Genomic DNA, 23,106 nt, shown 5'->3' with positions numbered 1-23,106 from the left:
CCTATGTATGAAGCCATGCCAAGTGCTGCCCGCCTGCAGGCGCACCACGATTATTATACTACGGATCGCAGGCCCGAGACGGTTCCTTTTTCCTTATGCTCCCAAAAGATTAAAAATTCGGGCGGTCCGCAAGGAACCGCCCGCCAGAGGGGCTTTCGCGCGCCGGCCCGTGCCGCCGGCAAGCCCGTCGAATGGCTTCAGCGCCGGCCCGTGCCGCCGGCAAGCCGGGCGAGCTGCTCCAGCACCGGGCTGCCGGAGTCGAGCGTGATGCGGTCCATGCGCTCGGCGAGCCGCTCCAGCATCTCCAGCTCCTTGAGCCGGTAAAGCGTCTCGTTCTCCTCCATCAGCTTGGCCGTGTTCAGCAGGCTGCGCGTCGAAGCCGTCTCCTCGCGACGGGTGATGAGGTTCGCCTGCGCCTTCTTTTCCGCCAGCAGCACGGTATTGAGAATGTCGCGCATCTCGCCCGGCAGAATGACGTCCTTGATGCCCGCGCCAAGGAATTCGACGCCGCTCGCGGCCCCGACCGTCCGCAGCCGCTCCAGCGCCTCGGACGCCGCCTCGTCGCGCGCGGCGAGCAGGCGGTCGAGCGTCCTGCCGGCGACGATGTCGCGCAGGATCAGCTGCAGCGAGGCGTGCAGATGCTCGGACAGCGAGCGGATCTCGAGCGTGCGGCGCGGGTCGCTGACGCGGTATGCGCTGACGAAGTTGAGCCGCAGCGTCACCTTGTCGGCGGTCATCATCTCCTGGCCGTGCAGCTCAAGCTGCTGGCGGCGCAGATCGACCTTCTGGACCGACGCCTTGACCGGACCGCGCCAGAACCGGTAGCGGCCGGGACCGAGCTCGCGCTGCAGCTCATGGTCGTAGAAAAGGAAGCCGCGCTCCCAGCTCTCCACCTCCAGCGTCTGCGCATATGGCCCGATCCGCTCCGCGAGCTCCGGCTCGAGCGCCGCCGAAACGTCCGGCTCGCGCATATCGATGCGCTGGAACTCGTGGCGGCCGCCCGCTTTCCAAAAAGCATGCAGGCCCGGGGGCAGCAGCCGCTCGAAGCGTCCGTCGATGCGGTGAGCGGCGTATTCGCCGTCGCCGACCTCCACGACGTCCAGCTCCGCGGCAAGCCTGGCATCCTGCAGGTAGACGGCCAGCGGACCGTCCGGCGGCAGGAACGGCTCGTCGACGCGGCAGGCGACCGCGGTCTCGCGGCGCAGCCGGATCAGCCGCTTCGTTCCAGGCAGGAGCAGTCCTGCATAGCTTCCTCTCCGGTACAGCAAACCGCGCTCGGTCGGCTTGATCGTGACGATTTCGAACATATCGATCATCTCCTTGTATGAGGGCGTGTTTGCATCCTTCGAAGGAAGCCGAATATGGCCGAATTTTTGATTCCTGCGAGGAACGTAGGCGAAAGCGTACCGGGGGTACGTCGAGCCTGCGTGACGAAGCAGGGGGCAAAAAGGCGGTGATAGACGCTCCTGAGCGGGGTTGCAAACACGCCCTAAGTAAGCCGCGAGCCGCCTGCGGCGTCGCGCCGCTCGGCAGGCTGCTTCGGCTCGGAATGGCCGGGTCGGGAGGCATCCGTCCGCTCGTCCGCGCCCCGGAAGCGTCGGCGGAGCGCCTGCGGGCAGGCGGCCTCCGGACGATCTCCCGCCGCCGTCCCTTCGCGCTTCCCTCCTTGCGCCATGGCGCAAGGAGAGTCGCGAGCGGGCGATCGCTGCGGGGGGAATCGTCCTTCTTGCCGCCGCCGGCGCATGGCGCTGCATGGCCTGCTTCCGGCGCCGCCCTTGGAGGCGCGGCCGGCGCGGATCGGCGGGGTCGGATGCCGGTCCCTCGGGTACTGCGTTCGTAGGCTCTTCGCCTTTTTGAATTCATCGACCATGAACGCCCCTGACGGAGCGTCCGGGATTCGAACCCGGTGAATGAACGAGGAGAAAGGACGGCCGTAGCATGCCTGTCGGATCAGCGTCCCGGCACTGCGGAACAGGGCCTGCGGCCGAAGTTCCCGCCTGTCGCCTGACCTTTCCGCTTCATCATAGCCCCCTGCGGACGGACGGAACAGGGCGGAAGTATGGCGAAGGCGTCCGCTTGGCGGAAAAAAGCGGCATCCGGCGCCCGGCCGCCCAGGCAGGAAATTAGGCGGCCCGTCCCGAATAAAGCAGGTTCGACAAAAAGAGGCTGGAACGAGCGGGAGGAGGAATCGGAGATGGCGAGAGAAAGCTTCGACAAGGAGATCGAGCTGCTGCGGCTGCTCGTGCTGACGGGCGGCGTGTTCAGCCGCAAGGAGTCGGCGGAGCGGCTCGGCATCTCGGTGCATACGCTCGACAAGGCGCTGCGAAGGCTGCGCGAGGCCGCTTCGGCCGCTGGCGCGGATGGCTCGCCCGGAGAGGACGGCGAGCTTGGGCTCGGCCGGCTGCTGCAGGCGAGGCGCGAGCGGGGCGGCGATCCGCTGCTGCTGTTCCTTTTCCGCTCCCGCTCGCTCAAAGAATCGGAAACCGCAAGGCTTGCGCTGCTGCAGGGTGAGCTTGGGAAAGGCGGCCGCACGGCCGCGGAGCTGCTCGACGCCTGCTGCGGCGGCTGGCCGGAGGCGTCGCCGTGGCCGGACGAGAAGACGATCCGCTCCGACCTCGCCTACCTCGAAAAAGCCGGCATCGTCGCGCGCGAAGGCGGCCGTCCGGTGCGCTACCGGCTGCGCGACGAGCTGTGGACGGCGCTGGAGCCCGAGGAGCTGCGGCGGCTCGAGCTGTTCGTGCATGCGATGGCCCACACGCGGGTGCCGTCGGTGCACGGGTTCCTGCTGCAGGACAGCCTGCGCCGCCTGCTCGGTCGGGACGGCGCGCTCAGCGCCGGCGTCGGCTTCGCCTACCGCTACGACTGCCGCATCCTCGACGAGGCGTACCTGCATCCGCTGCTGGCGGCGATCGAGGAGCGGCGGACGGCGAGCTTCGAGTATTTGACGCCGAAGTCGGAGCATCGCTACGCCGCGCGCGGCACCAATCCGCTGCATGCGCGAACCAGCCCGGCGCGGCAGATCGCGATGCTTCCGCTCAAGGCGGTCTACGACCACCAGTACGGCCGCTGGTACGCGCTCGGCTTCACGCGCGCCCACGGGCTGAGCGCCTGGCGGATGGAAGGAATGAGCGGCCTGGCGATCGGCGGGGCCGCCGATCCCGAGCTGTTCGCCCGCAAGCGGGAGCAGCTGGACGCGCGGCTGCGCACGAGCTGGCTCGTCGATCTGGGCGAGACGACGCGCGTTTCCGTGCGGTTTTTCCGTCCCGAGGGGGCGGAGTACGACTTCGTCCGCGAACGGGTGCTGCTGCAAGGGCAATGGGGCGAGACGACGGAGGAAGGACCGGATTCGTTCCGGTACGACATCGAGGTGAACGGTACGAGGGAGATCCGCCCGTGGCTGCGCAGCTTCGGCTCCAGCTGCGAGGTGCTGGAGCCGGAGGAGCTGCGGCAGGACATGATCGAGGAGTGGAAGGAGCTGGCGGAGACGTATGGAGCTGCTGTTCGACAAGGCGCACAATCATGAGCTGAGCCGCCGCATGGCGGAGGCGGGCGCCGTCGCCGTGACCGGGCGCGAGCGCGCCTGGCTGAAGCTCATGCTGGAGCATCCCGCCGCAGAAGGCTTCCTCGGCGCGGCGGCGCGCGCCAAGCTCGCGGAGCTGCTGGCCGAGGAGCCGCCGCTGCCGCTGGGACATCTGGACGAGAAGGCGCGCAGCCGGGAGCGGCGGCTGTATTCGCCGCTGCTGCCAGAGCTGGCGGCGATCATTGCGGGCCGCAGCGGCATGCGGCTCGCCTACAGCGCCAAGGGCGGCGGCGAGCTGCGCCATGCCGAGGGCTACCCGTACCGGCTCGACTACGCGATGTCGACCAAGCAGTGGTACCTGCTCTGGCACCGGAGCCAGGGACGGCCGCTCATGCGCACGCGGCTCACCCACGCGCATGGCGTGGAGGAGCGGCCGCTGCCGCCGGGCGAGGCGGATCGGCTGGACGCGGCGATCGCGCGGCTGACGGCGCGCTCGCAGGAGGAGGTCGAGCTGGAGCTCCTCCCCCGCTACAACCGCGAGCTGTCGCGCATCCTGTACGCGCTCTCCTGCTTCCGCCAGGAGGTGCGCTTCGACGCCGCCGAGGGCGTCTACCGCATCGCGCTCCGCTATCCGCGGGACGAGCGCGGCTTCCTGCTGCAGAAGCTGCGCTTCCTCGGCAAGCGGGTGCGCGTCGCCGATGGCGCTGCTAGCGCTGCTCTGCAGGAGCAGATGAGAGCCAGCGCGGTGAAGGCGCTGGCCCGGTACGGGATTCGGCTGGAGGCCGTTGCCGAGGCGAAGGCGGAGGTTGAGGCGGGCGAGGCGGAGGCTGGGGCTGACGCGGAGGCTTAGACGGCAGCCCAACGCATCCAAGGCACTTTTATGCCTTGGTCGGGCTGGTTCGGCGGGTTTTGAATGCATCCAAGGCACTTTTATGCCTTGGTTGGGCCGGTTCGGCGGGTTTTGGAACGCATCCAAGGCACTTTTATGCCTTGGTTGGGCCGGTTCGGCGGGTTTTGAACGCATCCAAGGCACTTCTATGCCTTGGTTGGGCCGGTTCGGCGGGTTTTGAACGCATCCAAGGCACTTTTATGCCTTGGTTGAATCGGTTCGGCGGGTTTGAACGCAACCAAGGCACTTTTATGCCTTGGTTGGGCCGGTTCGGCGGGTTTTGAATGCAACCAAGGCACTTCTATGCCTTGGTTGGGCAGGTTCGGCGGGTTTTGAACGCAACCAAGGCACTTCTATGCCTTGGTTGGGCAGGTTCGGCGGGCTCGCGCGATACTACAGCATATAAAGAAGGGGCAGATCAAGGCCGATCCGCTCGGCCTTGATCTGCCCCTATCTATTGCTGCCCTCACACCGGCAGCGGCTGGTTGAACGCACGGAAGACGACCGTCGGCTCCGTCGGCACGTCGCCGGCACGAGTCGCCGCATCCGTGCCGACACTCTCCACATCCGCGGCACGTCCCGCCTCAGCCGTGCCAACTCTCCTCGCATCCGTGCCGACACTCTCCGCATCCGCGCCGCGAATCGCCGCATCCGTGCCGACTCTTCCCGCGTCCGAGGCGCGGATCGCCGCTCCGGCGCCGAACAGCTCGCCGCGGCGAGGCGCGCAGAAGAGCTCCACCCGGCGCGACTCTCCCGGCAGCAGCGTGAAGTACGCCTCGCTCGCCTCCATCCACCAGCCGTCGGTCGTCTCCTCCGGCCGCACATGCAGCGCGGCTTCCGTGCCGTCGTTGGCGATGACATAGGCGCGGACTGGCTGCCGGTCCGCCCGCTTCGGGCGGCGCCTGCTCCCAACCGCCCAGCGGCTCGGCCCGCAGCGCGGCGGCCATCGGCTCCAGCGCGGCGGCATATACCTCCGGCGACCGCGTAGAGAAGAAGTAGTCGACGGGAGGAGGCGCATCCATCCCCTCGATGCGGAGACGGACGAGCAGCAGGCCGTTGTAGGTGTCCTGCACGACCCAGTCCAGCGTTCCGAGTCGGAGCGAGCCGCTTCCCGCGCCCGTTTCCCCGCCGGCCGGCGCATCGAACGTCTGCTCATGCAGCAGCGCTCCGCGCAAGTCCCTCACTTCGGCGCGTACGCGGAGAAGCGGCGTCACATTCGCCTCGAGTCCCTCATCCATCGCCTGGTTCGACTGGCCCGCATCCAGCTCGCGCCCCTCGCCGCTCGCCCTTCCCGCCTGGCTCGCCTCTCTCTCGTCCATCTGCGGATTCGACTGGCTCGACTGGCCCGATGCCAACCCGCCTCCTTCGCCCGTCGCCTGGCTCGCGCCTCTCTCCATCATCGCCGTACCCGCCAGGCCCGCATCCAACCCGCGCGCCTCGCCCGCCGCCAGGCCCGCCGCCAGCAAGCCTCCTTCGCCCGCCGCCGCTCCCGGCCTGCGATGCAGATGCACCGCCGCCTGCAGCCGGCTGCCCGCCGGCGCGTCCAGCGAGCGGTAGTCGAGCGATGCATGCGTGCCCTCAAAGGCGGAGCGGGTCCAGTAGTAGGCCATCTTCGGCTCCATGTAGTAGTCGACGAGATTCGTGCAGCTGGCGTTCGGCCACGGCTCGTTGAGCTGCCAGATGATGCTGCCGCTCTGCCGGCCCTGGCGGCGCCGGTTGGCCTCGAGGATGAAGCGCAGCCCTTCCGCCTGGATCCACTGGCTCGCGTCGGAGAACGCCTGCAGGTCGGCGAAGCCGCCGAACAGCTCCGTATCGCGGCCGAACGTGTCCCACCATTCGCCATGGTGGCGCCAGACGAAGCTCTCCTCCATCGACACCGGCTTCCGATGAGGCTCCGACAGGAACTTGCGCAGGCTTTTCACGCTGCTGACGCCGTCGACGCCGAACTCACTGTGGAACAGATGGTCCGCCTCGGCGTACAGCGGGTAATGGCCCGGATTGCCCATGTACTTCCAGTGGCCGTGGACGTCGTGGCTGACGCCCTTCTCGCTCGTGATGTACTGCCTCGGACCGGACGCCGACGTCGGCAGGAACAGCCGCTGCGGATCATGCTCGGCGACGAGCGCCCGCAAATAGGCGAGGTTGGCGTCCTCATACGTCGAAGGCCGGTCGGGCGCGCTCATCAGCTCGTTGCCGCCGCTCCACACCGCCAGCGACACATGGTTGCGCCGCGTCTTGAGCGCCTGCACGGCGCTGCGGCCGAGCAGCTCGAGGAAGCGCGGCTTTTGGGACGGCTCGTTGTCGATGCCGGAGCTGGACTGGATGAACTCCTGCCAGACGAGGATGCCGAGACGGTCGCACAGGTCGTACAGCTCTTCCTTTTCGATAAGGCCGCCGCCCCACACCCGCAGCAGGTTGAGATTCGCCCGCCGGGCGAGACGCGCGAGCCAGCCGTAGCGCTCCGCTCCGACGTTGCCGTACAGATGGTCGAGCGGCGTCAGGTTCGCGCCTTGAATGTAGATCGGCTGTCCGTTGACGACAAACGTGTACGGCAGCGCGTCGTCCGGTCCGCCCGGGTTGCGCCGGTACTCGATGCGGCGGATGCCGGTCCGCCGAGTCGTCTCCTCCGTCAGCCGGCCTTCCGCGAACAGGCGCAGCCTCAGCTCGTAGAGCGGCTGCTCGCCGTATCCGTTCGGATGCCACAGACGCGGCTCCGGCACCTCCAGCTCGGCCCGGACCGCTCCGTCCACGACCGGACCGCTCCAGCGGGCGGCCGTCCGGCCGTCCGGATCGAGCAGCTCCAGCTCCGCCGCGGCCTCGTCCGTCCCTTTCTCCACGCGCGCGAGGGCCGCCACCGACACGACTCCCGTACCGTCCTCGCGCACATCCGCATGCAGCGCCAGCTCGTCCAGCGAGACGGCGCGGCGGACGCGCAGCGAGACGGTGTCCCAGATGCCGACGTTGACGAGCCGGGTCGAGAAGTCCCACTTGTAGTTGAAGCGGCTCTTCTGCGTGAACGTCTCGCTCGTCTTGCCGATCTGGCCCATCTCGTCCGGCGCCTGCTTGAGGATGATCTGCAGCTCCGCCGTCTCGCGCTCGCCGAGCAGATCGGTCACGTCGTAGACGGCCGGCTCGTACATGCCTTCATGCTCGCCGAGGCGGCGGCCGTTCAGCGAGACGATCGCCTCGTAGTCGAGTCCGGCCAGCACGAGCTCGGCCCGGCAGCCCGGCTCAAGCTCCGGCGGCGCGAAGCGGCCGCGATACACCCACCAGCGGTTCTCCACCCATTCGACTGCCAAGCTGTTCGTATCGACATACGGATCGGGGATGAGCCCCGCCCGGTACAGATCCTCATGCACGCCGCCCGGCACCGTCGCCGGAATCCACTCCGTCACGCCGAGCAGCTCATTGCCGATCTCCATGCTCGTGCCCTTCAGCGGCACCCACGGCCAGAATCCCTTTACTTCCCATGCCGCATCCAGCTTCCGCATCTCCATGTCGCACCCAACCTTCCCTTATTCGAAAGCAAAAGCAAACCTGTTCCTCCATCGTATCAACGCCTTCAAATTAATTCAACTGTTTCGTTTTGTTAAATCCGAATTCGGATCGACGCAAAATCCGATGGCAAAGGAAAAGGGCCGCCCCGCTCGTCGATGGCTCGACGTGCGGGACAGCCCTTAGAGGAGTGCCGTCATTCATAAGGCCGGACGGTGCGGATCGATCCGTCCTCTTCGTGATGCAGCTCCGTGAACTTGACGCAGCGCTTGTTGTCGGCGCCGCCGGAGAGCGAGCTGTCGTGGTAGAACAGATACCACTTGCCGTCCCACTCCACGATCGAGTGATGGGTCGTCCAGCCGACGACCGGCTCCAGGATCGTCCCCTGGTAGACGAACGGGCCGAGCGGATGGTCGCTCGTCGCGTAGACGATCTTGTGCGTCGTGCCGGTCGAGTACGACAGGTAGTAGCGCCCCTGATGCTTGTGCATCCACGGTCCCTCGAAATAGCGGCGCTCCTCGTCGCCGGCCGCGATCGGCCGGCCGTCCGCGTCGACGATGGAGAGCTCTGCGGGAGCGCTCCTCAGCGACAGCATGTCGTCCGCCAGCTCGGCGGCGCGGGGCCCGAGCGCCGGCTCGTCCCAGGCAGGCCCTGCGGCGTCCGGATCGAAGAAGCCGCCCTGCCATTTTTCCAGCTGTCCGCCCCACAGGCCGCCGAAGATCAAATAGGCGCGGCCGTCGTCGTCGACGAACGCCGCCGGGTCGATGCTGAACGTGCCGTCGATCCAGCTCGGCTCGGCCCGGAACGGACCCTCCGGCCGCTCGCCGACGGCGGCGCCGATGCGGAAGATGCCGTCCTCGTCCCGCGCCGGGAAGAACAGATAATACTTGCCGTCCTTGCAGGCGGCGTCCGGCGCCCACATCTGGCGGGACGCCCACGGCACGTCGCGCACATGCAGCGCTTGGCCGTGGTCGACGCAAGGCGCGTCCGCGGCGTCCATCGACAGCACATGGTAGTCCTCCATGTCGTACTGGTCGCCGTTGTCGTTGGACACGCGCTCGTGGTCGAGGTCATGGGACGGATAGACGTACAGCTTGCCTTCGAACACATGGGCCGACGGATCGGCGGTGTAGATATGGGTGACGAGCGGCTGGTTGAAGCTCGGTTTGGCGGTCATCGTACCATCCTTTCTGGAGTCGCAAGTCGCAGGGGCAGGGGCAGGCTCAGGTGCGGGCTCAGGCGGATCAACCCTTCACCGAGCCCGCCGTCATGCCCTCGACGATCTGGTTGCTGAGCGCGAAGAAGGCGATCAGGATCGGCAGGATGCTGATCATGAGCGTGGCGCCGATCGCGCCCCAGTCGGCCGAGTACTGGCCGATGAAGTTCTGGATGCCGACGGTCAGCGTCTTGAGCGTGTCGCTGCTGATGAACGTGTTGACGAAGACGAACTCGTTCCAGTTGTAGATCATGTTGATGATGACCGTCGTCGCCAGCACGGATGCCGTCATCGGCAGCACGATCTGGAAGAAGATGCGGTTGACGGAGCAGCCGTCCATGACGGCCGCCTCCTCGACCTCGCGCGGCAGCGTCTCGTAGAAGCCGAGCAGGATCATGATCGTCAGCGGCAGGTTGAACGCGGTGTACGCCAGGATGATCGAGAGCGGATGGTCGGTCAGGCCCGCCTTCATGAACATCTGAAACAGCGGGATGAGCGTCGAGTGGATCGGAATCATGATGCCGACCATGAACAGACCGAGCACGGGCTTTTTCCAGCCCCACTTCATGCGCGTCAGCGCGAATGTGACGAGGCTCGCGAGCAGCACGGTCGCGGCGACGGCGGCGACGGTGTACCAGACGCTGTTGAAGAAGTACTGGCCGATGTTGCCCTCGGTCCATACCTTCTCGTAGTTCTCCCACTTGGGGCTGGCCGGCAGCGAGAGCGGAGACTTCGTGAAGATCTCCTGCGTGTCCTTGAGGGAAAAGACGGCGAGCCAGAGCAGCGGGAACACCTGCGCGACGGCGATGAGGGCCAATGCGGCGTACAGGAGCGTCTTCAGGACCGGGCTGGCGGCAGAGCGCCCGGCAGGGCCGGCTTCTGCGCGAGCCGCGGCGAGTCGTTGCGACATGTCGGTTGGCTCCTTTCGCTTACGAGTATTGGACCTCTTCGGACGAGGTGAGCTTGCGGATCAGCCAGGTGACGGCGAGGCAGATGAGCAGCAGGAAAAATCCGATCGCGCTGCCGTAGCCGAAGTCGTAGCTGCTGAACGCCTGCTTGTACATGTAGGAAGCCATGACCTCGCTCGCTCCGTTCGGCCCGCCTCCGGTCATGACGTAGATCAGGTCGAAGTACTTGAGCGAGCCGACGACCGCCAGCACGACGGTCATCTTGGCGACGCCGGCGATGAGCGGCAGCTTGACGCGCAGCGCGATCTGCAGCGGGCTCGCGCCGTCGATCCGCGCCGCCTCGACGAGCGAGGTCGGGATGTTCTTGAGCGCCGCGTAGTAGATCAGGATGTAGAAGCCGGCGTACTGCCAGATGATCGGGATGAAGATCGACAGCAGCACGATGCTCGTGTCCGACAGCCACTCCACCGTATCGGGCAGGCCGACCGCGCCGAGCAGCGTGTTGAGGATGCCGTTCGTCGGATGGTAGATCTTGGCCCACAGCTGGGCGATCGCCACGGAGCTCAGCAGCATCGGGATCAGGTACAGCTTGCGCAGCAGGTTCGCGCCCTTGACCTCGCCGGCTAGCACGAGCGCCGCCGCCAGGTAGCCGAGCAGGCTGAGCGCGGAGAACGCCGCCAGCAGCAGGGAGTGGCCGGCGCTGTCCCAGAACGCCGCGTCGCGGACGAGCTTCGCGTACTGGTCCAGGCCGGTGAACGTCATCTCGCCGATGCCGTCCCATTTCATCAGGCCGTAATAGCCCGTGAGCACGATCGGCACGTAGATGAGGACGAGCACGAGCAGCAGCGCCGGCAGCACGTAGAGGGCAATCATCTTCTTGTTGGACATCACTTTATCCATGCTTGTTCACGCTCCTTCGCACGTTCGGGTGGCGGATGCGGCGGCAAGCGAAGAGGACCTGCGCCCGCCTCGCGGGACAGGTCCTCCTTCGGAGCCGCGCAGCCTCGGAATCAGCCGGCGTCCTGCTTCAGCGCCTCTTCATGCTGCTTGGCGAATGCCTCCGGCGCCACTTCCTTGCCGAACAGCGCCTGGATCATGTTCAGATGGACCTGCGCGACGGCCGGGCTCATCTGCACGTCGGCGAACAGCGTGATGTTGCTGGCCTTGCCGAGCTCGTTCAGGATGTCGATGTACATCTGCGGCAGGTCGACCTTGGACGTGTCGACCTTGGTCGCCGGGATGACGCCCGCCTTGGTGACCGACTGCTCGCCCCACTTCTCGACGAAGAACTTGACGAACTTCTTCGCCTCTTCCTTGACCTTGGAGTTCTCGGAGACGAACAGGCCTACGCCCGGGCCGCCGACCCAGCTGTCGATGCCGCCCTTGCCGCCTTCGATCGTCGGGAACTTGAAGAAGCCGACCTGGTCGCGGAACTCCTGCGGAATGGATTCGTTCGTCGTGAAGTTCGGCAGCTCCCACGTGCCCATCAGGTACATGGCCGCCTTGCCGCTCAGGAACTCCGCCTTGCCCTCGTCGTTGGACAGGCCGTTGAAGCCCTTGTTGAAGGCATTGCCGTCGACGAGCTTCCGCACCTCGTCCGCCGCCTGCACGAGGCTCGGATCCTCGAACGAGCCGGAGCGGTCGATCGCCTTCTTGAGCGTCTCCGGCCCCCCGAGCCGGTCGGCCAGGTACATGTACCAGAGCGAGCCGGTCCAGCGATCCTTGTTGCCGAGCGCGATCGGCGCGACGCCGTTCTGCTGCAGCGTGTCGACCGCCTTCTGGAAGTCGGCGTACGTCTGCGGCACCTCCAGGCCGTACTTGCTGAAGATCGCCTTGTTGTAGTAGACCGGCGTGATGTTCAGCTCAAGCGGCAGCGCGTACGTCTTGCCGTCCACCGCATAGGCCTCGGTCGTGCCGGAGACGAACGAGTCCTTCAGGCCCCCGCCGAGCACGTCGTCGAGCGGAGCGAACAGATCGCCTTTGACATAAGGAGTCAGGAATCCCGCCGCCCAGGTCATGCCGACATCCGGCAGGTCGTTGGAAGCGGACAGCACCTTGAGCTTGTTCTTGTACTGCTCGTTCTCCAGGATCTCCTGCTTGATCGTCACGTTCGGGTTGTCGCTCTGGTATTGGGAAATGATGTCGTTGACGATCATGTTCTGCTGCTTGGAGCTGCCGGCCGGCCACAGATGCATCATCTTGAGGGTGATCTTTTCGGCCGAGCCCGAGCCCGCTCCCGCGTTCGCGGCTTCGCCGCCCGCATCGTTGCCGGCCGAGTTGCCGCCGCCGCAGGCGGTCAGCGCCAGCATGGACGCCAGCGCGGCCGCGCCCAGCACGGAGGTCGATTTTTTTGCCATGGTGGTGGTCCTCCCCTTCATCGCTCTTGGATAGCGGTTACATTTCCAATGATAGCGGTTTACCCGGCTTGAAATAAGGTAACGGCGATTAGGGAAAAGTCCGTTATTTTCAGGTGTCCCCGTTTTCGGAAAGGCTGCGGCGGTACTGGCTCGGCGTCATGCCCTCGTATTCCTTGAACAGGGTGATGAAATATTTGGCCGTCTGGTAGCCGACCTGCTCGGCGATCTCTCCGACCGGCAGGCCGGTCGAGTACAGCAGCTTCTTGGCGGCCTGGAGCTTGCTGCGGGCGACGAACTGGCTGAACGTCATGCCGGCCTTTTCCTTGAACAGCGAGCTGAAATAGCTCGGATTCAGATGCACGTGCTCGGCGACCTCGCGCAGCGTCAGCGGCGCCCGCACGTTCTCTTCGATGAAACGGATCGCGTCCTGCACCGGCTGCGGCACGAGCCGGTCCTCCTCCTTCACCTCCGCGAGGCCGAGGTCGACGATCCGCTCCATCGCGCCGAGACGGCGGCGCTCGAGCGCGATCTCCAGCGCCTGCTGGGCCGCCTCCAGCAGCTTCGCGCGCGTAACCGGCTTCAGCAGGTAGTTGACGACCCCGAGCCGGATGCCCTCCTGCGCGTAGTCGAACTCGGAATAGCCCGACAGCAGCACCGTCACCGGATCGCTGCCCCGCTCCTTGACGGCGCGGATCAGCTCCAGCCCGTTCATCTCCGGCATCCGGATGTCGGTCAGCAGCAGATGGATCGGCCGCTGCGCGGCCAGCTCCAGCGCCTCGTCCCCGTTCTCGGCGGAGAGGATGTCGAAGCGTCCCTCCGCCCAGCCTTCCAGCGTCTTGGCCAGTCCTAGCCTCGTTCTCGGCTCATCGTCGACGATGAGCACCGCCAGCCGGTTCTTCATGCTGTCCCTCCCGGTATCTCGAATCCGACCGTCGTGCCTTCGCCGAGCCTGCTCTCGATGCGCAGTCCGCCCGTCGGCCGATCCTTGTAGTATAGCTGCAGCCGCTTGCTCACGTTGGCGAGCGCCATTCCGCTGCCCTTGCCCCTGCCGCCCGGCAAGCCGCCCGAGCCGAGCGAATCGGCCAGCTCCTGGACGAGCGCCGCGTCCATGCCCGGACCGTCGTCCTCGACGGACACCGTCCACAGCCCGGACTCGCCCGCCGGCTCCACCCGCAGCACGACGGAGCCGGGTCCTTTCCTCGCGCCGACGCCGTGCAGGATCGCGTTCTCGACGAGCGGCTGCAGCAGCAGCTTCGGCATGCGCAGCTCGAGGCTGTCCGGCGGCGCCGAGAGGCTCCAGTCGAGGCGGTCGCCGAAACGAAGCTTCATGAGCTGCATGTAGCGCTCGGCATGGTCGAGCTCCTCGCGCAGCGTCACCCACTCGCTGCCGTGCTCGCTGCCGATCGTATAGCGGAACAGGTCCGACATGGCGACGACGAGATTGGCGAGCTCCTCCTCTTCCTTGTCCTGCAGCGCCCAGAACAGCGCTTCGAGCGTGTTGTACAGGAAATGGGGATCGATCTGCGCCTGGAGCGCCTTCAGCTCGGTGCGGCTGCGGATGAGCTCCTTCTCGTAGATGACCTGGATCAGGTCGTTCATATGGCCGACGAGCTGGTTGTACGTCTTGGTCAGCTCGTTGATCTCGACCGTCGAGTGGATCTCCGGGCTCGGGCGCAGCTCTCCGAGGCGCGCTCCGCGCATCGTCTTGATGAGCCGCAGGATCGGCCTCGTAATCATCGCGCTCAGGAAGAAGGAGCAGACGAGGCAGATCAGGAAGCCGGCCGCTCCCGCGACGACGATCGCGGTGCGCAGCGCGCCGATGCCTTCCGTCAAGCTTTTCACCGGCGCCAGGATGACGAGCTTCCAGCCGGTCAGCTGGGAGGTCTGGCGGACCTGCAGATAGGGTTCCCCGCCGATGTCCAGCTTATGGTCAGCCGAGTCCGGCAGCGCTTCCGCCGAGCCGCCGTAGTCGGACCTGATGACGCGTCCTTCGCCGTCCAGCAGCGTCATATATTCGCGGCGCTCCTGCGTCTCGTCCGCGCCGAGGTCGAAGGTGCTGCGCTCGATGCGCACGAGCAGATAGCCCGCGCTCTCGAAGTCATGATCCATCAGCCGCACGCTGCGGACGGCGAGGAAATACGCCGGGTCCCTCGGATCCTCGCCGATCCACGCCAGCCGCCCTCTGCCCTGATCGGCGAGGCCGATCTGCTCGGGCTGCAGCCGGTCGGTCAGCCGGCTCTCGTCGAGCGGAGACAGGCTGCGGCAGTCCCGGGTGAACAGGTCGAACGAAGCGATGCCGTCGGAATATACCTGCAGCGTGCGCACGCTCTGGAGCAGCGACTGCCGCTGGCCGAGGGTCGACCGGCGGCCGCGGGACTCCTGCAGCAGCAGCTGCTGCACCTCGGAAGCGGTCATCACCTGGCTGGACAGCATGTCCACCTGGCGGTAAAGCGTTTCCAAGCGGCCGATCGCCTCAATCGCCGTCTGCTGCAGCTGGCGCTCCGCGTTGCTTGTGATGACCGTCGATACCCGTCTGTACGTATAGAAGCCGACGAACAGCAGCACGAGCGCCATGACGAGCACGCAGACGGCGAGAATCTGGTTCCGCAGCGTATTGGCGTTGCGCAGCCGCGTTCTCATAGCGGATCTCCCTTTCGTGAAGTGGCTTGGGCTCGAGGGTGAAGCCGTGACTCATTATAGGAGCAGGCGCTCGCGGGACGCAAGGGGGGCGGAAAGGCGAGCCGCATTCGGCGCCTGCGGCATGAAGCCGCGGCAGCTGACGGACTTTTGCCGGCATCCAGCGGGCATGGCGGCTCGCTATGAAAGCTTTTTACAATCTTGTAATCTGTTTGTAATCTTTCCTTCAGCTAGCCTTCATTTAACGGCTTTATAGTAGAAGCAGACCCCCCTTATTCATATATTCTCTCTAGGCCCGCGCCTCGCGCGGGCCGCTTTTTTTTTGGAGCGGGGACGCCTTGGTCTGCCAAGCAAACCGCCGCCAAACAAACACCATAAGCAAAGACAAGAAATCCAAACGGATTCCATCTTTATCTTTTTCTGGGCGTGGTATCCTCTACCTATCCCCCCAGCAAAGGAGAGAATTGAAGATGAACAAGATGAAAGCGCTTAAGATGCTGCTCGCCTTGATGACCGCCTGGACGCTCCTGGCCGCGATGCCGGGCTTGGAGCGGACCGCCCATGCCGCCTCCGGATTTTACGTCAGCGGCACGACGCTGTACGACGCGAACGGCAAGCCGTTCGTCATGCGCGGCGTGAACTATGCCCATACGTGGTTCAAGAACGACTTGAACACGGCCATCCCGGCGATCGCCGCGACCGGAGCCAATACGGTGCGCGTCGTCCTTTCCAACGGCAGCCAGTACACCAAGGACACCGCCCAAAATGTAAGCGCCATCCTATCGCTGCTCAAGCAGCATAAGATGGTCGCCGTCCTGGAGGTGCATGACGCGACCGGCAGCGACAGCGCCGCCGAGCTGGACAAGGCGGTGAATTACTGGATCGAGATCAAGAACGCGCTGATCGGGCAGGAGAAGTACGTCATCCTCAACATCGCCAACGAGTGGTACGGCACCTGGAACGGCAGCGGCTGGGCCAACGGCTACAAAGCGGCCATCCCCAAGCTGCGGAACGCCGGACTGACCCATACGCTCATGGTCGACAGCGCGGGCTGGGGCCAGTATCCGGATTCCATCCGCGATTACGGCCAAAGCGTGCTCGCCGCCGATCCGCAGCGCAACACGATGTTCTCCATCCATATGTACGAGTATGCCGGCGGCAACGCGCAGACGATCAAGACGAACATCGACAACGTGCTGAACAAGGGGCTGTGCCTGACGATCGGCGAATTCGGCCAGTACCATACGAACGGCGACGTGGACGAGCCGACCATCCTCAGCTACGCGCAGCAAAAGAAGGTCGGCTGGACGGCCTGGTCCTGGCACGGCAACGGCTCGAGCTACGCCTACCTCGATCTCGCCCATAGCGCAGGCGGCGGCCTGACCGACTGGGGCAATACGGTCGTGTATGGCTTGAACAACGCGAACGGCATCAAGCAGACGAGCGTGAAGGCAAGCGTGTACTGAAGCCGGCCCCGCCCTTGCCTCCCTTCGGACGGCTCGCTATCATGAGGAGAGCAAGGCCGCATCGGCAGCGGCCGCCCGAAGGGAGGACGCTTCATGCCCTATGAGGAAGGCACCGGCTTGAACGAGTCGCCGCTTTACTTCGCCTATCGCCGCGTCAGCTCCGGCTATCCGCATACGGAGACGTTCCACTCGCATCGGGGCATGGAGGTGCTGCTCGTCCACGAGGGACGGGGAACGCTGATCGTCGGCAACGTCAGCTACGCGATCCGTCCCGGCATGGTGTGCGTGTTCCAGCCCTACCAGCTCCATCATCTGAAGCTGGAGCACGGAGACGGCGGACGGTTCGAGCGCTCGCTCGCGATATTCGAGCCGACGCTGTTCGAGGCTTATTTCGAGCCGTGGCCCGCCCTGCATGCGTTTTATGGCGCGTTGTCCAACAGCCGGCTGCCGTCGCCTTGCCTCTATGGAGCCGAGGAAGCGGGATTGGCGGAGCTGTTCCGCGACATGCGGCAAAGGCTCGACCGCCTGACGGAAGCCGAGCAGCTCGAGGAAATCTCGCTTTTTCTCGTGCAGCTGTTCCGCGGCCTGAAGGAGGCCTGGCGGCAAGAAGCCGCTCCGGCCGCTCCGCTGCCTTCCCGCAGCCAGCACCATGCCGAGCGCGTCCTCGACTGGATCGAGCAGCGTTATGCCGAGCGGTTCCAGCTCGAGGAACTGGCCCGCGACCTTCATCTGTCTCCCCATCATCTGTCCCATCTGTTCAAGGAGGCGGTCGGCATCAGCATCACCGAGTACATGACGACGAGGCGAATGCACCAGGCGGTCAAGCTGCTCACGTCGACGGGCAAGCCGGTCGCGCTCGTCGCGGAGGAGGTCGGGTTTACGAACGCCTCCTATTTCTGCAAGCTGTTCAAGTCCCGCATGGGCGCGACGCCGCATCAGTACCGCTTGCGCGCCTCCCGCTAGCCGCAGCCGCCTTGCCCGGCCCAAAAAAAGACGAACAAGCCTGGCCCCCGCATGAAGCGGAGGCCGGGCTTGCTGCGCGGCATGGAGGAATGCTGTCCTCGCCTGCCGGGAAGAGGGGGGCGCTTGGCGATCTGAGAGCTGGGGGCTGTGGCCTGGGGGCTGCGGCCTGGGGGCTGCGGCCTGCGGTCTGTGCGGGCGCAAGGCAGCCTTACGGCCCGTTCTTCGGCTCGAGCGGACTGCCGGTCGTAATGCCGATGTCCGCGAAGTTCTCGACGGAGCTTTTCTTCTTGTGAAAACGAGGCGCATGGCGCAAGACGCCTTCCCGCGTATAGAACGGATCGTCCGGCTGCAGCGGCAGCCGCGCGGCCTCGCCGGTAGCGGCCGACTTGTAGATGGCCGTAATCAGCTCCAGCGCCGCCCGGCCGTCCTCCGCCCCGACAAGCGGCTGCACGCCGGCCTCGATCGCGCTCAGCACGTCGTCGATCTGGCCCGCATGGCCTTCATGGGCGAGGCTCGGCAGGCTTTCGTAATGGCGGCACAGCTTCTCCTCGAGCTCGCGGTTCGGCTCGGGAAAGCCATTCGCGCGAGAGGTCGAGGCGACGGCCTTCCACGGCGCGGAGACGCGGGCGTTCGTTCCCTGGAACACGAGCTGCTGCTCCTCCCCGTGATGGACGACCGAGCTGGCGATCTGGCCGAGCGTGCCGTCGGGATAGCGGAGCATCGCGATCGACAGATCCTCGACCTCGGCATTGTCATGGGCGACGTTGCCCATGAACGCCATCACCTCGCTCGGGCGGCCGCGCATCCAGAGCAGCGCGTCGATATGGTGGACGGCATGGTTGAGCGTCGGCCCGCCGCCTTCCTTTTCCCATGTCCCGCGCCACCACAGATCGTAATAGCTATGCCCCCGCCACCAATAGGAATCCGCCTGGGCGTGCAGGATCCGGCCGGCGAGGCCGCTGTCCAGAACGGACTTCAGCTTCATCATCGGATCGCGGAACCGGTTCTGCGCGACGACGGAAACGAGGCGTCCCGCTTGCCGCGCCGCGTCCGCGATCCGGTCGCATTCCTCGAGGGAAGCGGCCATCGGCTTCTCGATCAGGACGTCGCTGCCCGCGCGCAGGAAGTGGATCGCAGTCTCGGCATGCGTGTACGGCGGCGTGCAGACGGAGACGAGATCGAGGTGCATGCCGCCCAGCTCGCGCCAGTCGGAGACGACTTTTGCGTCGAGGCCGTACCGGTCGGCTCGGGCTTGCGCCTTCTCGGGATAGAGATCGCAGATCGCGACGATGCGGCAGCGCTCCGGGAAGCGCAGATAGCCTTCGATATGCGCGGCGGAGATCGCGCCGGCGCCGATGATCGCAACGTTCAACATAGGTCAGCCCTCCTGGGATGGTTCGAATCGCTTGATCGCTTTCCTCCCAAGCATAGCGGGGCCGAGCATGCGGCAGTCGGCTGCGGTTGCGGAAAAAATAACGCTCTGTTGCGGAGCGCCGCCTCGGAGCGGCGGCGGTCAGCGTCCGGGCTCGATCGCGTTCTCCAGCTCCCGGTCGAGGTCGGCCGCGCCGGCGCGCAGCTGCTCGTCCGTCCAGCCAAGCTCGCGCGCCATGAAGCGCAGTACCGGCTCGCGCCAGCGGAGCGCCGCCGCCCGGTCGAACAGCGAGAGGCCGGTGCGGCGGACGAGGAAGTCCGCCGGCCGCGCCGCCATCTCGCTGCGCAGCGCATAGCGCAGCTCGGCCATCAGCGCGCGCGGCAGCCCGGCTGCGCTCGCGGACGCCTCGTCCGGCAGCTCCGCCAGCACCGCGGCGGCGTTGCTGCCGTAGCGGGCGGCGATGCGCCGCGCGTCCTCCTCGGCGAGGCCGAGCGACATGCCGCGCGCCGCGGCCGCCTCCACCGCGGCCGGCAGTCCGGCCGAGCCGCCGACGTCGCCGCCGGAGACGGGCAGCGTGCGCGTGCGGCTGCGGCCGAACGGGCCGCGCCCGGCGCGCTCCAGCTCGCGGACGACGAGGTCCGTCACCGTCTCCGCCATCTTGCGGTAGCCGGTCAGCTTGCCGCCCGCGATCGTGAGCAGTCCCGAGTCGGAGCGGAAGATCTCGTCGCGCCGCGAGATCTCGGACGGATTTTTGCCTTCCTCGAAGATCAGCGGCCGCAGCCCCGCCCAGCTGGACTCGACGTCGGCCGCCGTCAGCCGCAGCTCCGGGAACATCGCCGCCGCCGCGTCGACGATGTAGCGCCGGTCCTCCTCCGTCATGCGGGGATGGATCGGATCGCCCTCGTAGTCCGTGTCGGTCGTGCCGACGTACGTCTTGCCGTCGCGCGGAATCGCGAACATCATGCGGCCGTCCGGCGTGTCGAAATAGACCGCCTGGCGCAGCGGGAAGCGCGCGCCGTCGAAGACGAGATGCACGCCCTTGGTCAGCCGCAGCGTCTTGCCCTGCCGCGAGCCGTCCAGCTCGCGGATGCCGTCCACCCAAGGTCCGGCGGCGTTCACGATGACGCGTGCGCGCACGTCGAAGGCGCCGCCGCCGAGCCGGTCGACCGCGCGGATGCCGCTCAGCCGGCCCCGGGCCGCCGAGCCCGCGGATGCCGAGCCGCTTCTGGACGCAGCGGCGCCGGCAGACCGCGCTCCGCTGCCTTCAGCGCCGATGCCGTCAACGCCGCCGTCGTACAGCAGCCCCTCGGCCTTGACGTAGTTGACGGCGCAGGCGCCGAGCTCCGCCGCCTTTTTGGCGACCTCGATCGTCAGCCGTGCGTCGTCGGTGCGGTACTCGACATAGCTGCCTCCGCCGAGCAGTCCGTCCCGCCGCAGCAGCGGCTCCAGCTCCGCCGTCGCCTCCGCGCCGAGCATACGCCGCCGCTCCCGCAGCTTGACGCCGGCGAGCCGGTCGTACAGCGCGAGGCCGAGCGAGGTCGACCAGCGGCCGAACGTGCCGCCCCGGTAGATCGGCAGCAGCATGCGCTCCGGCACGGTCACATGCGGGCCGTTCTCGTACACGATCGCCCGCTCGCGCCCGACCTCGGCGACCATCCGCACCTCCAGCTGCTTGAGATAGCGGAGCCCGCCGTGCACGAGCTTCGTCGAGCGGCTCGACGTGCCGGCGGCGAAGTCCTGCATCTCCACGAGCGCCGTCTTGAGCCCCCGCGACGCGGCATCGAGCGCGATGCCGGCCCCCGTGATGCCGCCGCCGATGACGAGCAGGTCCCAGGTCTCGTCCTGCAGCCGCGACAGCAGCCGCTCCCGCTCCAGCGCGGAGAATGCCGGCGCGCGGCCTCCCGCCGCCGTTCCTTGCTCCCTTGCCGTTCCCCTTTGCCCTTCCGATCCGTTTCTCTCCATCTGTCCGTCCTCGCTTTCCCGCCCGCCGCCGCTTTGCCCCCGAGAGCCCCGCTCCCCGGACCAAGGCATGAAAAAACGCCGCAAGGAACCGCGGCCGGCCTGCATTCCTGCAGGCGGTCCGGTCCTTGCGGCGTTCTCCCGTTCTCAGCGCCGAGCTTATCAACTTGTTGCTATAAGCGTACCAGATGACGGCGCTAATGAAAAGCCCTTGCGGCGGCGACCGCTTTTTTCCAGCCGCCGTACAGCTCCTCGCGGCGATCCGGCTCCATCGCGGGCTTGAAGCGCCGCTCCATGCTCCAGATCGCCTTGAGCTCCTCGAGATCCTGCCAGTAGCCTGCGGAGAGCCCGGCCAGATAGGCCGCTCCGAGCACCGTCGTCTCGTTGATCTCCGGCCGCTCGACCGGCACGCCGAGGATGTCGCTCTGGAACTGCATCAGGAAGCCGTTCTTGACGACGCCTCCGTCGACGCGCAGCGAGCTCAGCTTCATGCCGGAGTCCTCCTCCATGACGGCGAGCACGTCGCGGGTCTGGTAGGCGAGCGACTCCAGCACCGCCCGGACGAAATGCTCCTTTTCGGCGCCGCTCGTCAGTCCGAACACCGCTCCGCGCACCTCGCTGTCCCAGTAAGGCGTGCCGAGCCCGACGAACGCCGGCACGACGTAGACGCCCTTGGTCGAGTCGACGCGCATCGCATACAGCTCGCTGTCCTTCGCGGCCTTGAGCATGCGCATGCCGTCGCGCAGCCACTGCACGGCGGAGCCGGCGACGAACACGCTGCCCTCGAGCGCGTACTGCGCCGGGCCGCCGTCCGCGCTGCAGGCGATCGTCGTCAGCAGGCCGTGCGCCGAGGCGATCGCCCGGGTCCCGGTATTCATCAGCATGAAGCAGCCGGTGCCGTACGTGTTTTTGGCCATGCCCGGCTCGAAGCAGGCCTGCCCGAACAGCGCCGCCTGCTGGTCGCCGGCGACGCCGCGGATCGGGATGCGGCAGCCGAAGAAATGCGCCTCGTTCGTCTCGCCGAAGCTGCCCGAGGACGGCCGCGCCTCCGGCAGCATCGCCTCCGGCACGCCGAGGATGCCGAGCAGCTCGGGGTCCCAGCGAAGCTCGTGGATGTTGAACAGCAGCGTGCGCGAGGCGTTCGTATAATCGGTCGCGTGCACCGCGCCGCCGGTCAGCTTCCAGACGAGCCAGGCGTCGATCGTGCCGAACAGCAGCTCGCCGCGCTCCGCCCGCTCGCGCGCCCCCTCGACATGATCGAGGATCCACTTGATCTTCGTGCCGGAAAAGTACGGATCGAGCAGCAGGCCGGTCTTGCCGCGGAACGTATCTTCATGCCCCGCCTCGCGCAGCTCCTGGCAAATATCCGCCGTCTGGCGCGACTGCCAGACGATCGCGCGGTGGATCGGATAGCCGGTCTTCCGATCCCAGACGACCGCCGTCTCGCGCTGGTTGGTGATGCCGATCGCGGCGATCTGATCCGGACGCAGCTGCGCCTTGGACAGCGCCGCGGCGATGACGCCGAGCACCGACACCCAGATCTCGCTGGCGTCATGCTCGACCCAGCCCGGCTGTGGATAATGCTGGCGGACCTCCTCCTGCGCGGACGCGACGAACTCGCCGCCGCGGCCGATGATGACCGCGCGGCTGCTCGTCGTGCCCTGGTCGATGGACAGGATGTAACTATCGCTCATGAAGGGGATCGCCTCCTAAGGGTTGGATGTAGGCTCGAAATGCTTCCAGAGCGGCTCGCGCGACGTCGTCACCGCCGACGCTCCGGCCGCCAGCGCCGCCTCGACCTCGTCCGCGGTGCGGACGAGCCCTCCGGCCAGCACCGGCAGTCCGGTCCGCTCGCGCACCTCGGCGATGAGGCCGGGCAGGATGCCCGGCAGCACCTCGATGCAGTCCGGCTGCGAGCGGGCCAGCAGCGCATAGCTTTTTTCCAAAGCCCCGCTGTCCAGCAGGAAGATCCTCTGGATCGCCAGCAAGCCGTTCTGCTTCGTCTTGGCGATGACGCTCGCCCGCGTCGACAGCAGCCCGGCGGGTCGGATCGTCTGGCAGAGGAACTCGGCCGCCGCCTCGTCGTTTTTGAGCCCCTCGATCAGGTCCGCATGGATGAACAGCTTTTTGCCGTGCGCGGCGGCGAGCTCAGCGGCGGGCCTCAGCCGGCTGATGTGGCTGTCGAGCAGGATGAGATGCGTATAGGACGAGCGAAGCAGCCGCTCCAGCTGCTTCATGCTCCGTGCGGCCGGCAGCACGGGCTGGGATGGGAATGTCATGTCCGCCTCTCCTTCCTTCGCCTTCTGCACGATTGTAGCGGGCTG

16 protein-coding genes are annotated in these 23,106 nt (G+C 66.5%); 4 read left to right on the top strand and 12 right to left on the bottom strand.

Going from position 1 to position 23,106, the window contains the following annotated elements; translation table 11 throughout:
* Positions 1–197: 197 nt before the first annotated feature.
* On the bottom strand, positions 198–1,307 hold the full coding sequence (locus tag H582_RS0106625; RefSeq protein WP_028597909.1) for a slipin family protein: 1,110 nt from the start codon (positions 1,305–1,307) through the stop codon (positions 198–200).
* An 887-nt stretch (positions 1,308–2,194) separates the two neighbouring features.
* Here H582_RS0106625 and H582_RS0106615 point away from each other — a divergent pair.
* Together H582_RS0106615 and H582_RS0106610 are read left to right on the top strand one after the other, a co-directional pair.
* Positions 2,195–3,523: a helix-turn-helix transcriptional regulator gene (locus H582_RS0106615; protein ID WP_028597907.1), complete on the top strand. Its 1,329-nt coding sequence runs from the start codon at positions 2,195–2,197 to the stop codon at positions 3,521–3,523.
* Positions 3,489–4,370 carry a WYL domain-containing protein gene (locus H582_RS0106610; protein WP_028597906.1) on the top strand — a complete coding sequence of 294 codons (882 nt, stop codon included), beginning with the start codon at positions 3,489–3,491 and terminating at the stop codon, positions 4,368–4,370. The genes H582_RS0106615 and H582_RS0106610 overlap by 35 nt, the downstream gene beginning before the upstream one ends.
* A 623-nt stretch (positions 4,371–4,993) precedes the next feature.
* Here H582_RS0106610 and H582_RS0106600 read toward each other — a convergent pair.
* The 7 genes from H582_RS0106600 to H582_RS0106570 all read right to left on the bottom strand — a co-directional run bounded on the left by H582_RS0106600 (position 4,994) and on the right by H582_RS0106570 (position 15,025).
* Positions 4,994–7,906, bottom strand: a complete 2,913-nt coding sequence (locus H582_RS0106600) for a glycoside hydrolase family 2 protein (protein WP_028597905.1) — start codon at positions 7,904–7,906, stop codon at positions 4,994–4,996.
* A 194-nt stretch (positions 7,907–8,100) separates the two neighbouring features.
* Positions 8,101–9,081 (bottom strand): glycoside hydrolase family 43 protein, encoded by a 981-nt coding sequence (locus H582_RS0106595; protein WP_028597904.1) that lies wholly within the window; start codon positions 9,079–9,081, stop codon positions 8,101–8,103.
* 67 nt (positions 9,082–9,148) lie between these two features.
* Complete coding sequence (locus H582_RS0106590) at positions 9,149–10,030, bottom strand: carbohydrate ABC transporter permease (protein WP_028597903.1); 882 nt, start codon at positions 10,028–10,030, stop codon at positions 9,149–9,151.
* Between the two features lie 19 nt (positions 10,031–10,049).
* Entirely contained in the window at positions 10,050–10,928 is an 879-nt protein-coding gene (locus H582_RS0106585; protein ID WP_028597902.1) for a carbohydrate ABC transporter permease, read from the bottom strand.
* Positions 10,929–11,038: 110 nt separating this feature from the next.
* Positions 11,039–12,385: an extracellular solute-binding protein gene (locus tag H582_RS0106580; protein WP_028597901.1), complete on the bottom strand. Its 1,347-nt coding sequence runs from the start codon at positions 12,383–12,385 to the stop codon at positions 11,039–11,041.
* 109 nt (positions 12,386–12,494) lie between these two features.
* On the bottom strand, positions 12,495–13,286 hold the full coding sequence (locus tag H582_RS0106575) for a response regulator transcription factor (protein WP_028597900.1): 792 nt from the start codon (positions 13,284–13,286) through the stop codon (positions 12,495–12,497).
* On the bottom strand, positions 13,283–15,025 hold the full coding sequence (locus H582_RS0106570) for a cache domain-containing sensor histidine kinase (protein WP_028597899.1): 1,743 nt from the start codon (positions 15,023–15,025) through the stop codon (positions 13,283–13,285). The genes H582_RS0106575 and H582_RS0106570 overlap by 4 nt, the downstream gene beginning before the upstream one ends.
* 476 nt (positions 15,026–15,501) lie before the next feature.
* Between H582_RS0106570 and H582_RS0106565 the strand changes: the two genes are divergently transcribed.
* The gene (locus tag H582_RS0106565) at positions 15,502–16,488 is read left to right on the top strand and encodes a glycoside hydrolase family 5 protein (protein WP_028597898.1); all 987 of its coding nucleotides are present in this window, start codon (positions 15,502–15,504) and stop codon (positions 16,486–16,488) included.
* Positions 16,489–16,581: 93 nt separating this feature from the next.
* On the top strand, positions 16,582–17,451 hold the full coding sequence (locus H582_RS0106560) for an AraC family transcriptional regulator (RefSeq protein WP_052333026.1): 870 nt from the start codon (positions 16,582–16,584) through the stop codon (positions 17,449–17,451).
* A 208-nt stretch (positions 17,452–17,659) separates the two neighbouring features.
* Here H582_RS0106560 and H582_RS0106555 read toward each other — a convergent pair whose 3' ends face one another.
* From H582_RS0106555 to H582_RS0106540, 4 genes are all read right to left on the bottom strand, one after another.
* A complete protein-coding gene (locus H582_RS0106555) occupies positions 17,660–18,826 on the bottom strand; it encodes a Gfo/Idh/MocA family protein (RefSeq protein WP_028597896.1) in 1,167 nt (388 codons plus the stop codon).
* A gap of 138 nt (positions 18,827–18,964) precedes the next feature.
* The gene (locus H582_RS0106550; protein ID WP_084136748.1) at positions 18,965–20,785 is read right to left on the bottom strand and encodes a glycerol-3-phosphate dehydrogenase/oxidase; all 1,821 of its coding nucleotides are present in this window, start codon (positions 20,783–20,785) and stop codon (positions 18,965–18,967) included.
* 194 nt (positions 20,786–20,979) lie between these two features.
* Complete coding sequence (glpK, locus tag H582_RS0106545; RefSeq protein ID WP_028597894.1) at positions 20,980–22,476, bottom strand: glycerol kinase GlpK; 1,497 nt, start codon at positions 22,474–22,476, stop codon at positions 20,980–20,982.
* Positions 22,477–22,491: 15 nt separating this feature from the next.
* Entirely contained in the window at positions 22,492–23,061 is a 570-nt protein-coding gene (locus H582_RS0106540; RefSeq protein ID WP_028597893.1) for a glycerol-3-phosphate responsive antiterminator, read from the bottom strand.
* Positions 23,062–23,106: the final 45 nt, after the last annotated feature.

The organism is Paenibacillus pasadenensis DSM 19293, from assembly GCF_000422485.1.
In the GTDB taxonomy this organism is placed as follows: Bacteria; Bacillota; Bacilli; order Paenibacillales; family Paenibacillaceae; genus Paenibacillus_O; species Paenibacillus_O pasadenensis.
This window is presented reverse-complemented; position numbering and strand designations above follow the sequence as displayed.